The 13,944-nt window shown below is 37.6% G+C and carries 10 protein-coding genes and 2 pseudogenes; 2 read left to right on the top strand and 10 right to left on the bottom strand.

All coding sequences use genetic code 11. The annotated features are described in order from the left end of the window. Positions 1-7: 7 nt before the first annotated feature. From NEOC84_RS01850 to NEOC84_RS09850, 8 genes and pseudogenes are all read right to left on the bottom strand, one after another. Positions 8-1,942 (bottom strand): hypothetical protein, encoded by a 1,935-nt coding sequence (locus NEOC84_RS01850; protein WP_166154734.1) that lies wholly within the window; start codon positions 1,940-1,942, stop codon positions 8-10. Between the two features lie 40 nt (positions 1,943-1,982). Further along, a complete protein-coding gene (locus NEOC84_RS01845) occupies positions 1,983-6,329 on the bottom strand; it encodes a hypothetical protein (protein ID WP_166154732.1) in 4,347 nt (1,448 codons plus the stop codon). 966 nt (positions 6,330-7,295) lie between these two features. Further along, positions 7,296-7,802 (bottom strand): helix-turn-helix domain-containing protein, encoded by a 507-nt coding sequence (locus NEOC84_RS01840; protein ID WP_166154730.1) that lies wholly within the window; start codon positions 7,800-7,802, stop codon positions 7,296-7,298. 281 nt (positions 7,803-8,083) lie between these two features. After that, positions 8,084-8,296 (bottom strand): transposase, encoded by a 213-nt coding sequence (locus tag NEOC84_RS01835; RefSeq protein WP_166154729.1) that lies wholly within the window; start codon positions 8,294-8,296, stop codon positions 8,084-8,086. Between the two features lie 15 nt (positions 8,297-8,311). Next, on the bottom strand, positions 8,312-8,557 hold the full coding sequence (locus NEOC84_RS01830) for a hypothetical protein (RefSeq protein WP_166154727.1): 246 nt from the start codon (positions 8,555-8,557) through the stop codon (positions 8,312-8,314). Next, positions 8,554-8,838 carry a hypothetical protein gene (locus tag NEOC84_RS01825; RefSeq protein ID WP_166154725.1) on the bottom strand — a complete coding sequence of 95 codons (285 nt, stop codon included), beginning with the start codon at positions 8,836-8,838 and terminating at the stop codon, positions 8,554-8,556. Before NEOC84_RS01825 ends, NEOC84_RS01830 begins: the two co-directional genes overlap by 4 nt. Beyond that, positions 8,831-9,073 (bottom strand): annotated as a pseudogene (locus tag NEOC84_RS01820) (hypothetical protein); the annotation flags it as partial. The pseudogene NEOC84_RS01820 and the gene NEOC84_RS01825, both read right to left, overlap by 8 nt. A 131-nt stretch (positions 9,074-9,204) precedes the next feature. Then, a pseudogene (locus tag NEOC84_RS09850) lies at positions 9,205-9,312 on the bottom strand (DUF6444 domain-containing protein); the annotation flags it as partial. 523 nt (positions 9,313-9,835) lie between these two features. Between NEOC84_RS09850 and NEOC84_RS01810 the strand changes: the two are divergent. After that, positions 9,836-10,834, top strand: coding sequence for a phosphatidylglycerol lysyltransferase domain-containing protein (locus NEOC84_RS01810; RefSeq protein WP_166154719.1), 999 nt, complete (start codon positions 9,836-9,838; stop codon positions 10,832-10,834). Between the two features lie 94 nt (positions 10,835-10,928). Here the strand turns inward: NEOC84_RS01810 and NEOC84_RS01805 are convergent, their stop codons facing one another. Then, positions 10,929-11,438: a DUF2147 domain-containing protein gene (locus NEOC84_RS01805; RefSeq protein WP_166154717.1), complete on the bottom strand. Its 510-nt coding sequence runs from the start codon at positions 11,436-11,438 to the stop codon at positions 10,929-10,931. A gap of 571 nt (positions 11,439-12,009) precedes the next feature. Between NEOC84_RS01805 and NEOC84_RS01800 the strand changes: the two genes are divergently transcribed. Beyond that, positions 12,010-12,489 (top strand): DUF6790 family protein, encoded by a 480-nt coding sequence (locus NEOC84_RS01800; protein ID WP_166154715.1) that lies wholly within the window; start codon positions 12,010-12,012, stop codon positions 12,487-12,489. 461 nt (positions 12,490-12,950) lie between these two features. Here NEOC84_RS01800 and NEOC84_RS01795 read toward each other — a convergent pair whose 3' ends face one another. After that, positions 12,951-13,733 carry a hypothetical protein gene (locus tag NEOC84_RS01795; RefSeq protein WP_166154713.1) on the bottom strand — a complete coding sequence of 261 codons (783 nt, stop codon included), beginning with the start codon at positions 13,731-13,733 and terminating at the stop codon, positions 12,951-12,953. Positions 13,734-13,944: the final 211 nt, after the last annotated feature.

Below are 13,944 nucleotides of genomic sequence, written 5' to 3'. Positions count from 1 at the left end.
AGGTTCCTTAAGATGCTTGGCCTTCACTTTGCTTTCCTTTTGTATCTTTTTCAGGTTCCTGGGATGCTTGACCTTCATTTGGCTTGTTTTGCTCTGCCTCCTTAGCAGGAGAGCTGAGTTGCTCTAAAATCTCTTTAATTTCTTCTTGGTTCAATTTCTGATAGTTAAATCCAATAGGTATTCCGCAGTCAGGATCAGTTGTCATTTGGGTAGCAAAATTCTCGTAAGCTTCCATGACACTTTGAGCAGAATGAATATTTTGTTTCTCTTTTGTGGAAGTTAGACCTCGATAAGTATTCATCACTGCGACCTGGGCATTTTCCATTTTCATTCGACGCTTATAGACAACCATGGCTTTTTCTTTCTCCTTACCAGTAGCCATTATTTCTGCATCTCCTTCATCTTTTTTGGTGAGTTCAAATTTCGAAGGATTGAGCTCCAAATGTTTCATAATTTCACGTTCAATAATTTCCCGTGCAAAAACAGGCATAGCACCTTGTGAAATAATCTCGATAGTTACTTTTGTGCCTGCTACGTTTCTTAATACATCATCTTCCGTTTGGGTTCCATATTGGCTGGCATTGGAGTAGCCTGCCGATACTCCCCAATCCACGAAGTTTACTCCACCCCTTACGACAGTGCTAATTTCATGCTCATGGGTGTATTTATCCAATCTCCTATTCATTTTTGACTCATTTAAGAAAGTCACAAGAGCTGTAAATGAGCCGCCTAATACCGCTTCTGTTAATAAATAAATTTCCTTGGTATCATTGTCGCGCGTTGAAATTCCATATCTCTTAAGCTCATCTTTGTTGCTTCCACGCATAGCATTCAGAATGGCTTGTAGCTTTCTTTTATCATATTGAAGATCAGTAAAGCAGCGCACATGACGAGTGGTAGCCAAAGCGTTGATCACTAACACCCCTTCAGCTATATTTTCCTTTTTGATTTGAGCCAAGCGTTCAGAAGTTGCGTTAGACGCAGCAAGAGAGGCGCTGCCACCAAACAGCAGCCATCCCCCACCTGCTGAGGCGCTGGTAGCACTAGAGCTATGAGTAATTCTATCATGAATCTCAGAAAGCTCTTCCCTCATGTCGATGTATTGGGAACTGTAGTGAAGGCTGTCAAAACCTCGTGGCTGCACTTCCATCTGAGATCTAGCCATATCTATAGGAGATTCAACGCCCTGATAAAAATTTTCAAATACAGGAATCTCGCCGCTTGTGCTCTTTACCAGCTTATCACTTAGCGCCGCTATAAGGTTTGTTGCCGCGTTTATCTGTGTGTTCCAACAGGAGATGAGAGTCGCCGTAGCTTTGCCATAGCCTGCTACGCCCTGTCTAGCTTTAATTTTAGCATTTAATATTTCAATTCTTTGTTCAGCAGACGTGATTTGCTCCATCATAGCTTCCTCGTTTGCCATTTTTTGCGCATATTCTTCCATTTTTATCAACGTATCGCACCTAACGACAGAGCCCAGGGCAAGACCCGGTTGGAAGGGGATTTTTCCGTTTCCGCCTCCCCTGCCACTGACATGGACTGATATATAAGCGTAGCTTCCCTCTAAACCTTTTTCCGCAATTAGATGTGTATTTTCAAAAAAGCGCTTAATTTGGCTAACATCCTTCTGAGCAGTTAGTTCTGCTAGTTCTGTTGGCATGCCTTTTAAGGGAAGCGGTAGACTTTTACTTATAACATTACCCTGAGAATCTAAAAAATGAATAATAGCAGATAGGCCAGTTTGATGATTGTATAATACCTCAATTCTTTTATCATTTAGCAAAGACTCATACGTGCTAAGACTCACTTCATTAAAATCGACTAAAGAAGCTAAGCCAAGATTGGTAATGATACTGGCGGTTGAAGGCGCGACATTGTTAGGTTCGTAAAAAACGGGCATGGCTGTCTTGTCAGGTGATGCATTAAAATTAATAATTTGCATACTTAATCCTCCTTAAACTTTTGCATTTTGTTTTGTTTTTTTATTTAGCAAAGCTTAGATCATTGTGGCATTGCTGTTCTAATTTTATAATATTGCTATCATAAGTTATTATAAACTTTCGACATGCCTCTACCATTTCGTTTCGCTGGTTGCTTTCCTCCCTTCCCATATACTGACCGACAACAAGTGCTGAAAATTCCCTTAAAAGCTTTGCTGTCTCTTTATGAGTTTGGATGATGATGGCAAGGTTTCTTTTTCGTTTTTCGGTCGCTTGAAGTTTCTTTTCTTCTGTTTCTTTTTCTCTTTCAAGAGCCTTTATTTTATCTTCTATCTCCTTGTGGTCTTCTAACTTTTGTATCTTTTTGCTTGTATTTTCTAACTCCTTTTTTTGAGCTTTCAGCATCTCGCCTATTTGAGCCAAGGCCAAGCGATCACGTGATTGTTTCATTTCATTGTGGAGATGCGAAAGGCTAGTTTCAAGTTGTTGAATATCATTCTCTAATTGTTGTTTTAGTTGGTTTTTACCTATTATTGTTCCCCCGCCATCTCGATCTAATCTCAATCTCACTACTTCCTGCTCTAGAAGTTTTTTCTGCCCCTCCTTATTAATGATTGTCGCCTCATTGTAATCAATGTTAGGAATACTATGAGAAATTTTAAACCAAGGAAGTACATCGCCTCTCCAATGAGTTATAAAGCCATACATAATTTTTTTTCCATTCGGTGAGGCTTTTCTTCCTAAATCTAGGTCATACCTTTCACCTTCCACGGTAGCTATATAATTACCACCTATCCCTGACTGTTCGAATGCCTTTCTCATCCTCTCATCAGTAGGTACAAGTTTAAACTCTTTTTCAATCAGTACTGTATGTGTCATAACGCCTCTGTAATTTTTAGCTTTTACCTCCCTGATCTTAGTAATTTCATCTGTTCGAAACTCACGTATTTCCCGAAAGGCATTTTCCCTAGCTCCAGGTTTTAGAGATTGAAGAGTTATATTCTCCTCAGGATGCGAAGCTGATTTCCACAGCTGTTCAATACGTGAACCGGTGGAGAGGTTTTGCATATCCTTATTTAATTGGGCTATTAACTTTTCCTTAGTTCGGATTGACTCTGAAAGGCTTTCAATCTTGCTTTCCATTGTTTGCAAATGTTTATTAGCGTTTTGGATCTTTTTCTTATAATTCGAAATCATATCTTCTAATTCAGATAAATGTTTAGACGAGCATTCGCTAACACGCCTTTGTAGATCAGCTTGCAACGCAGCATCCAATCCAGTAGGATTGCTTTGCACTCTTTCCAAATGCTTGATTGTCTCTTCTATCGTTTGCTGGTAAACACGCAATTGCTCTACGCTAGCCTGCCTATCTTTTATCTCCTCTTGCAGCTCTTCTAGTTGCTTCTCTCTTTCTTTAATTTCTTTTTTTGATGATTGAATAGCTTGAGGAAGGACTTGCAAATAAGGCGTAAAGATATGATGAGTCCAAGTATCTGTGGACATTTCGATACATTTGCCAAATTTCATCCGCATGTCTCTTCCTTGCATAGCGGGTACATATTGATCTTTAGCAATCCTTTGCGATGTTCGCTCATATTTTTTCAATATTTTTGTCCTCTCACAATCATCCTCTACGTCGATAAAGTCGACTTGCTTATTCTCTTGCATGTGCTTGATCACTTTCCAGATATTACCTCTCCTTTGCACCCCTTCTAATTCAAAGTCATCTATCTCCTCCCCAGCTTCTTGGCTTTCTAGGAGAGATTCAATTTTTCTTTGAGTTTCCTTAAAAAGCTCGTTAATTCGAGTGCCATCTACAAGTTTATCCACTGTTTCCGGTAACACTTGCGCCTGCTTGGTAATCAATAAATAAACACGAGAATTATCTTCGAGCTTATCCGAGTTAAAAAGATGAGGAAACCTCTCTTTGACCGTATCAATAAGGTCAATAATCGCATTGGCTCGATCGGTTAAAAAAGCATGGATAGGTACGACTAGAACAATGGCTTTAATCTGCTTAGCTACTTGCACTGCCTGATCAATGCTTAGATTACTACAAATCTCATAATCTTCTCCCCGCGTATCATTAAACCCTGGGCAATCGGCGAGCATAAGGGAAGAGCCTTGAAGTGCATAACTTTGGGTATAAAGCGTTTCAGATTCACCTAAGGATTGCCCAATAGTAGGGTATGTTTCTTCTGCTTCTTCGCTCTTCTTGACGCGCACCACCTTATCACCGACACGATTTGGAAAAGATTCCATCTCAGCACCCAAAAAATAGCTAACAGCCGTACTTTTGCCAGAGCCTGTATTCCCTACAAAAAAGATGGCATCCTTATTTTTTATCTTCTTGATATGTTGATAGGCTTCCTGTAATAATTCCATGGTCTTAGAAACGACTACACTTTTCTCTTTTTCTATAAGAGAAGCATAGTTAGCCTCCTCTACTAATTTCTTCAAAATATCTTCGGGTCGATAGGTTATTTTTAAATCCTGAGCATATTTTTTAGATAGGCTTGTTAAGCGATCGGCTAAATCTTGTTTCTGGGAAGCCAGCAGATGCCAATCCACTTTAGTGAGTTGGTGAGAGACTAAATTGTCGATCAATCGCTCTAGGAGATCGGATTGGCCTTTAAGCTCTGCACGCAGAGCCTCGGTTTGTTCTTTAAGTTGATTAAAGTGAAATAATTTAATCTTATTTTCATCTTTTTCATCTTTAATACGAACCTGCTTATCAGCATTCGTTGAATTAATGCCTGAGATAGTTTTCTCTATTCTCCTCCTCACAGTATATATTCTATTCAACTCTGAAGATGTATATGTTTTTAATGCAATGTATCCTTTCCTCGGACCCTTCCACTGAAAGATTTCAATTTTAGAAATATCCTCTCGATCATAATAATTACGAAGAATATATTTTTGCTTCTTTGTTAGCGCATCTCTTAGATCTATGCTTATCGAGCTACTTGAAGAGAAAAACCCGCCATTCTCGCTCTTGGAAGAGCTAATAAAATAAAACCCTGGCTGGAGGCAAATCTCTTTTCGTCGTTCAGGTGCGCACTCAACTTTAAAAATCTCTTGGTTTGATAAAAGGTTGTTGTACAGAGCTGTCCACAATTTATAACGGGGCTCGTTTATTATTTTTACTCTATAAGTATTGGATGTAATGTGGACTTTAGACTGATCGTGCAAATGAAAAATAAGGCTATGATCGCTTTCTTCCCGCAAACATTTCACAATGCTCCCGGTGTAAAGCTCTTCTGTATTGGGATCAGTTAAAGAAAAAGTTTTATTAACAAAAAAGTCACAGCCTTTATGCCAGTGGGTGACAATGCCATCTTTTGGCTGAGGTTTTTTCTTAATCACTTGGCCTAGCAGTGTTTTAATGTCCTTGTATTTACCTTCTTTTCTTAATTGCTTATTAATAGCATCTTCTTCTACATGGTTACTCTCTAGTATACTGCTGACTAGGTTTCGTAACGCCTCCACCCTTCCTTGATTAATACAATGGATAATTTGCTTAATCTTATCGTTTGTTAATCCTCTAATTTGAGAAAGATTAAATAAAATAACCAAAGGCTTCCATAGGGGATATTCCTCTTCTCTTTTTTGTTTAGCTAATTGGCTTAAATCATTTTTGACATGTTGAACGATTGCAGAAGTTTGGTCTGGTTGTGAAGTGGCCCAAGCTATTATCTGCGTACTAAATTGTTGAAGGAAATGCAGTGTATCTTGAGGTAAAAACAAATGGGAAAAATGATTTTCAATGCCTTCATTGGAATCTATGACATCCTGGGAAATTTGCGCCAATTTTTCCTTTACATCTTTTAAGAGAAGAGGATTGGCTAAGTCAAGGAGATGAGTGTTAAAGTTTCCTAAGGCCTTTTGGTAAGAATTGGGAGAAGTAGTATCTTCAGAACCAATTACTATGCCTCCTAACAATTTACCGCTTACATAAAGCTTATATTCATCTTTGCTTAGCTCGGCAATTCTTACGCTCACATTTTTAAAAAAACTAAAAAATGTTTCGACACTTTGAATAATTTTTAGCTCTTTAGGAAGGTTCTCTGGATAAATATAAATAGACTTACCATTCTTACCAGGTAAAATGTAAGCCATGACGATCTCCTTCTTATCCCCATACGTAAATTCAACCATCTGGCCATTGGTTGCTGGTAATCTCTGAACCCAATTTTTCCCTTTTATTTTATTTTGCCTACTAGCATTTGGAGTATCTAAACTGCTTTTTGCTAGCTTACTCACTAAAGCCGCTTTTCCGTAGCCAAGTGCTGCTTCGGTCTTAAAAGTATTTTCCTTAACTTGCTTTTTACCTACAAGTGTGTGGTAAAAATCATTTTGTCCTGTTAAACAATTTTGATTAATTGTCATATGCTACCCCTTTTTGTAACTTTTTTCTCCTAGGCAGTATTATTGTGTCTATTTTTAAACATACATACGCCTTGTATAATTTTTTTATTTTTTGGAGGCCGCAAGATGGTAAGGTGAAAGCATGTAGACAAATAAGTACTTTGCCTAATTAACCTTACATCTCTTCTTTTTAACAACTTTAGCTTAGACATAAACTTTAGAAAAGCATGGAATGTGCTCCTAGTTAGGATAAAAACTGTCTGAGCAAATAGAGAAGTTTTATGATGGAAATAATAGTTTATTACTTTCCAAATAAAATAAAATTTAGAAAAGGAAAAACAATAAGGAACATGGTAGAAAGCTTTATTTTCGTTCTGGCTATAAGAAAAGCAAGATACTTTGCTATTTTTTTTCTTATCTATAAAGAGAGAAAAATGGTTTATAAGAAATAGTATAAACCACGCTTTCTTTCTTTCCACTAGAGAGAAAGCGGGTTTATCAAGTAAATTTTTAGCAAGTGGCTCTATAGAATAGCTCACGTGATTAAAGTCACTTGCTAGGATAGCCTGAATCATTTTCATGATCTATCTCTATGATTTCATAAATTAATATTCAGCTTTCTCCCAACAAGTTGTCAACAAAAAATTCGTGTTGATATGGGGGCAAAAAAAAATTTTCAACTTACTTTTAATCAAATGTTTACGTAATTGACGTAGAAGACAGTTTGTAAGTTTTCTATTTTCTTTTCGTGTAACCAAATATTTTTTTAATGAGTTACAACCTGCTTTTCTAACTCAGTGTAACGCTGGTAGGAACGATTAGATTAAAAGTGACTAAGCAAATAAGAACATAAGTTTTTTGACTGATTAAGCTTAGGAGTTATCGGAAGATAGCAAGAAAGGGTGAATTATTAGGTACATTGTTATCCTACTAAGCTTAATGCAACCTCCTACTGCCTTTAGATCTTTAGCTTAGAAGATTGATTCTTTAATGCATGGATGGCTTTCGACTTTTTTTAAGGTTTTTTTGTTCCTTAGGATTGGCTTTATAACGCTGAAGGCGACGGGTCAAGGGCGTACAGCTAAAGCGACGTAAAATCCCCCATACACCAGGCAAAGTTAAGTTTTTACCAAACTCTTTTTTTAGGATGAATTGAAGGTCGCTTAAGTGATATATCTTGAGCAGCTCGCTAGGCCCAGACCCTTTTTCTACCCGGTCTAGAAAGGCTTTCTCTTGCTCAGGCGTTAACGCTCTTTTTCTTCCACTTATTATAGGCCTTCTATCTATTAATCCTTCTAAGCTGTGATGATTGTATCTTCTTATCCATTTCTGAATAGCACTTGTACAATAACCTAGAGTTTCTCCTATTTGAGAAGCACTCTCTCCTTCCATCGCCATGGCTACTGCTCTTAATTTAAAGCTATAACTAGCATAGGCTTTCTTTTTTGACAGAGCATTTAATTCCTTAATTGTATGATAAGAAGCTACAAACATGGTTTCCTCCTTTCCAAACCTTTGCTTGTCCTCAATTATTCTTCTTATTTGAATTTAATAAAAGACTCTTTATATCTTTAACTACTATTACATACGAAATTTCTTTAAAAATGAAAACAATATAAGCAAAAAAAAAAGAAAAAAAGCTTATTATAAGACATATCTTTATAAACTTATGTAAAGCAATTAAAGGAATAGGTTGCTTGGTACGAGCGGCCTGGATAGCATCTGCTAGGAAATCTAGAATAGATTTTCCTTGTCGATAAAGAGCTTCGATACAGCTATGCAGCACCTCCCTCCATCTTTTGCCATAGATAGATTGGCTGCCTAGGACATAACTTACGTGCAATGGCTAGATTTCTTAAAGATTCTTCGACAGCATTATTGGTCATAGGAATAGCAAGATCTTTCAAGTAGACGCGGAAATGTTTGATCTGCTTTAAAAGCTTGTGGCAAAACTTCCGCAGCTTTTTAGTACTACTCCAGCACTGCAATGCTTGTAATTCTTCTTATATATAACACCAATTAAGATATCCATTCTGCTGCCAAGTAGATTGGCTAATTTGTCCTTTTTCTAGACGATGTCTATCTTTAAAAAGCTCTTGCAAAGCATCATATAGGTTTCCTAAACGCTGCACCTCATCTAACGATATGTTGGATTGTTCTGCTTGCCCTTGTATATTACAGAGCAGATGAGCTAAGCAATATTGTTTGATCTTTACCCTAATTTGATGAATAGCTTTAGCCTTGATCACTCACTAGCATGAATTCCGTGGCCGACTAATGTTTTTAGAGTAGCGCCATTTTGATAAGGTTTTAATGCATTAGCAATCACATTTCCTACACACAGGGCTAGCAAATGTTTATGAGTGGCGGCGTGACGCCAACTCGTCATATCTATATGCAAAGGCTGCTTTGTAGTAATAGCTGCTTTAACGAGTGTTTCATAAGACAAAATAAGTAAGCCAGCGCGAGCTTTACCTTTAGAAATAAGGCCTTGGCTTAAAGCTATGTTAGGCAACAAGGCACTAATCATGATGCGCACGGCACGATGGCCTTGGATGTTGGCCCATCAGCAGATTAATAAAGGCTTCCAGCCTAGGGCCGAGCAAGAATTGCTCATTTTCTTTAAGTTCAGGCCGTGTTTCTAGATGGCAGCAAGGGCATCTGTTCGTCACCAAATCTATTTGATGCACCAAAGGCTTAATTTCAGTAAGTTCGATCTGCTGCCATGAAAGAACCTTATCAATTGCATGCATAGCAGAGCGGCAACATGGACAAAGTTTACACTACGAACTTCATGCGATGTAACCGCATTAGTAGGTAGCAGTTGACGTCTAGCGCCAGGATGATAAGGTCGATTTTATGCTGTAGGTAATGATGAACAATTAGCTTTTTAAGCCGTCGATGGTGACTTGGAACTATTCTTAGAATTTTGATTAAGCTGTTCTTCCAACTGAGCAATGCGCACTTCAAGCTTGGTGATTACCCTTTCTAATCTATTCACCATGGCTTTTAGCTGAGCATTTTCAGCTCGAAGCTGCGCATTCTCTGTAAATAGCTGCTCGTATGATGGCTGCATACTATTCAATATATGATTAACTAAACATAAACTCTAAAAATTGTTTTACTTATCAGAAAATAATTGATACCCCCGTGACCGCTTACAAATTGCTAAAGCAAGCCTTCATCTTAACAATAATTTAGTAATCTTGTGGGATGGCAACTCATGGAGCCAATATCTCCATTAGCCTTTGGTAAGATTTACAAAGAAAAAGAGGCTTATAAATGTGGAAGACTTGCAAAACTTTCCTCCTTTTGTATTAAAAGCTAAAATTTGGGTTTATTACTTCCATGCTTCGTCGTTCCAAGTCGTCAGGATAACTTTCACGTACTCTAGTACTCTTTTTAAAGTCTCTGAAAATTCTAGACCCTTCACTTTGATACGACCTTCCTTTACCCAACTAAAATAATCCATTGACAATTTCTTTCTTAAAATTTAGGTTGGCAAAAAAAAGCCAAGGATAAAAAAAATGCAGCTTCAAGAATTACCATCTCAACAAAAACTTAGCAGCCCGCAAATAGCCGATTACGTCACACGTTGGGGAGGCTCCCCTTCTATCGCTTTACTTGATCCGCGCTGTCAGATCTTTACCTCTCGTTATGCTGAAGGAGTTATTGGTTATCGCCTTGCCGCAGGTGCCGCTTTTGTGTTCGGTGAGCCTGTATGCGATCCTGCTTTAAAAGTTTCATTGGCTCTAGAATTTGAAGAGCATTGTAAAAAACATAAAAAAAATATCGTTTATACTCAAGTTTCCCAAGAATTTGGAGATTGGGGGGTGCGACACTATAATGGCGCGCTAATTGAGGTAGGGCATGACTTTTTTGTAGATCCTCATCTTGATCCTACAGCAGGACGTGATGCAAGGATGTTGCGTAAAAAAGTTAAGCATGCCTTAACTGAAGGAACTTCTATTCATGAGTACACTTCACCACAAGCAGAACTAGAACAAGCCATGGAGCAAGCTAAGCAAACTTGGCTAAAGGGCAGGAAAGGGCCTCAGATCTATCTTTCAAATATTCATCTATTTAATAATCGCTCAGGAAAAAGATGGTTTTATGCTATTAAAGGAAACCGTTTAGTGGGGCAATGCATGTTAAATCAATTAGAAGCAAGGGGTGGCTGGGTCATCAATCTCTTAATGGCTACCCCAGAGGCTTCAGGGGGGACCACTGAACTCCTTGTTGTATCCATATTAGAACAATTACGCAAGGAAAATTGTCAATATCTTACCTTTGGTATGGTTCCCTTAGATAAAATTGATCGAATAACCGGCTTAAGTGCTTTTTCTAATTGGTTTACCAAAACGGCCTTTAAAGGTGCTAATTGGATGTTTAAGCTCGATGGCAAAAGAAAATATTGGCAAAAATATAAGCCCTATTACGAGAGCAGCCATCTTCTTTTTACCAATAAAAAATTTATGGCGCGCGATATGTTTGGGCTCATGCGTGCCATGAATGCCAGATTTTAATTAAAGAAAAAAATTTTATTTTTTTAAGAATTAATTCATTAAACGAGAAGTAGCTAAAGAATTTTCTTTAGCTACTTAAAAAAGGGCAGAGAGCCTATTTTACTTTAGGGATGTTAGGTATAAAGGCAGGCAAGCCAGTTTGCGGGAACAGCCCCCTTAGCTCATCCTCATTAAGAGGCAACCATATTTGATTTCTACCAAAACATAGCAATTTTCCCCGCACCACTAGCTTATCGTTTTGACGCCATAGTTCAGCTCCATACACTCTGCCCTTTTCAGGATCTAAAATTTTTCCATTGGTATATTTGTTACCTTTTTGTTGCAGATCCCAAATAATATCTAAACCAGCATAATAAGGATTACCTAAGACGCCTGGGGCTCTGTCATGGGGATGATCGATAGTATCCGCAATTTCACCTTGCTCATCAAATGTGGCCACAATACGTCCATAATATTTCCCTTGATATTCATAAATGGCTAGAGTGCTTTCTGCCCGGCCGGTTTTCTCATTGATGGTTTTCCAAAAACCTGTAATTTCTTCTCCCGCGAACCCCTGGCAAAGTATCAGTAAAAAAAGCGAGGTAAACAAAAGAAAATTTTTCATATATTCAACTCCAATAGTTTTTTATAATAATTTCAATAAGCATCTAAAAATATTTGCATAATTGAGAGCCTAGATTAAGCGCATGTTAGAAAATAGCATGAGTTTAATGATTAACTTTCAACCTATCTAAAATGTTATGGACGATCCCATGTCAGCAATTACTCGTCTAAGCTAATCCCAAGCCAGGGGCTATCAAAAGGCTTAATCTATCATTTTTGATAGGATTTAACATGAAAACTTAATTTAGATAAAAAATTTTATGAATTTCCTTGATAAGGAGGACAAGGCTTCCTCTAGTACCCGCACCTCTTTTTATTTTATAGATAAAACAAAAAGAGAAGAAAAGCAACTTTTTCTACTTTTACTTGGATATTCTAAAAAAATATGGTATGCATAGATTAGCAAAGCCTCTTTTTTAGAAAGCGAGGAGAAAGAAATTTAGCGTGAAAAGAAGAACGGCTTTAAAGAGCTATAGAAAGGAAAATTTTACAACGAGCAAAAAGAATAGAAATCTTGCCAATCAATTAAATTTAAAAATGACTTTTGATTTTTGCTTGCTTAAGGACCTTAAATGATCGGTTTTATACTTTTTGGAATGGCACTAGTCTTTACCCTTATCCATAAGAGATTAATTAAACATGCTGAGCTTCGGGAGATTTTACTTTCTTATCTCCTCTTTTTTAATATTGGAATAATGGAGCTTATTGCTTTTAGTGGGCATATTTTCAAGTCTGACCAGATTGCAGCTTTAATTGGATGGTCACCCGGCAGTCCTTTTCAGTTGGAAGTAGGCGTAGCTGACCTAGCTTTTGGAGTCTTAGGGATCCTATCCCTTTATTTCCGGGGTTTATTTTGGGTGGCCACCGTGTTAAGCTCTGCTATTTTTTTGATGGGCAATTTTTGCATACACATGGCTTCCTATCTGGACCATAATAAAGCTCCTTATAATAGCGGTATTTTAGTATGGTTTGGTAACTTGGTGATACCCATCTGTCTATTAATTCTGCTGAGAAGCTATCTCAAAAATTTTTCTTCCTTGCCTAAATTTTAAAGATCTAAACAGTTAGATAGCTGTGTAGGTGCTTAGTCATTATTATCCCTCACACATGCATGCTTGGAAAAAGGAGTCATAGGCTTTAAGTAAAAAAACTAATTTTAGGAGAAAAAGAATAAGCTTCCTTTGGCTGCTGCTTCCTGGAGCGGTGGATGATTTTGCTTTTACCTGAAAAATTCTTATAGCTAAAAAGCTTACCCTAAACTTCTTCTTTATCCTCATGCTTGCTTAGGATAGATATAGGATCTCTTTAAAGAATTAAAAATTGAGTAAGTGGAACAAAATCATTAAATGGAAAAAAAACAGTATAAAAAAACTTCTACTTTAGCCTCAATTTAACTAAATTCCACTATTTTTATCGTTTAAGAAACTTAGCAGAGGCCAGCTTTTACCCTTAAAAAAGTTCGCCCTTCTATATTTGGAAAAGTTAGGAGGGTGATGCGTGTCCCTCTCGATTATTAGAAAGAAAAGTTAAAGTTCATCTCTCTGGTTAAAATCTCCATTATTTTGGCAATATTTCTTTTTCCCTCATCGCCCCAGCGATGTAAAATTACTACATCAGAAGAAAATTTCTGATCCGCTGTCCAATTATAAATTGCAGGAAGCGCGGTAAAGGAGCCATGGTGCGAATTTAAAATATGGGCCATCAATTGCTGATCTGAACAAAACAAATGGTTTTGCTCTACAGCAAGGGCTGCCCAATCTTTAATTATCTTAGAATGCTTAGCAAAGGCTATGACTCCCGCGTTGTACATGATTTGACCAGGAGTAATTATTTTTCTATGTAGATTTAACTCTTGAGAAAGTGCATGTTCAGCCGCTACAGCAAAACCAGCTTCATTTTCACACCCTTCAAATAGAGGCTGCAAAGATCCCCGTACCTGGCAATCTAGATCTAGCCATAAGCTTCTTTTAAAAGGTGACAATAACAAAGCAAAAGGTTTTTTATACCAGGTAAAACGCAGGTCCCATACTTGAGGCTGCATTTTTTCCCATAGGCAAGCTTGCATAGGGTCTATCTGATCCTTCCTGGCCATAAATGTATCAGTTAACTCTAGCTTTATCAACTCCCCACGCTGCTGACACCAGTTTTTTGCTTGTAAAGACATATCCCCATAATCTACGAATAATACCGGATGCTCATTATGCTGACGAAAATGTGCCCACCACCAGGGTAGCATCCACTCTAAACGATGGGAAGTACCCACAATAACACCATCCCCTGGCTTCGTAATAGGCATATTTGACCCTCAAAAAATTTTGATATAGCTTTTATAGCTCATATACTAGAGCCTATTTAAAAAAAACATCAAATAACCTTATCAAGATACAAGTCTACATCCCTCTTTCATAGAGGGAAAGAAGTTACAACTTTGTAGGAGGGAGGCCTTATTCTCTTTAAAGTCCATATTTGCGAAGCTAACAAGAATTTTTTCAAAGCTTTCTCAACTC

The sequence above is a fragment of the Neochlamydia sp. AcF84 genome (assembly GCF_011087585.1).
Lineage (GTDB): Bacteria > Chlamydiota > Chlamydiia > Chlamydiales > Parachlamydiaceae > Neochlamydia.
Note: the sequence above shows the minus strand (reverse complement) of the source record. Positions and strands in the feature narration are given on the sequence as shown.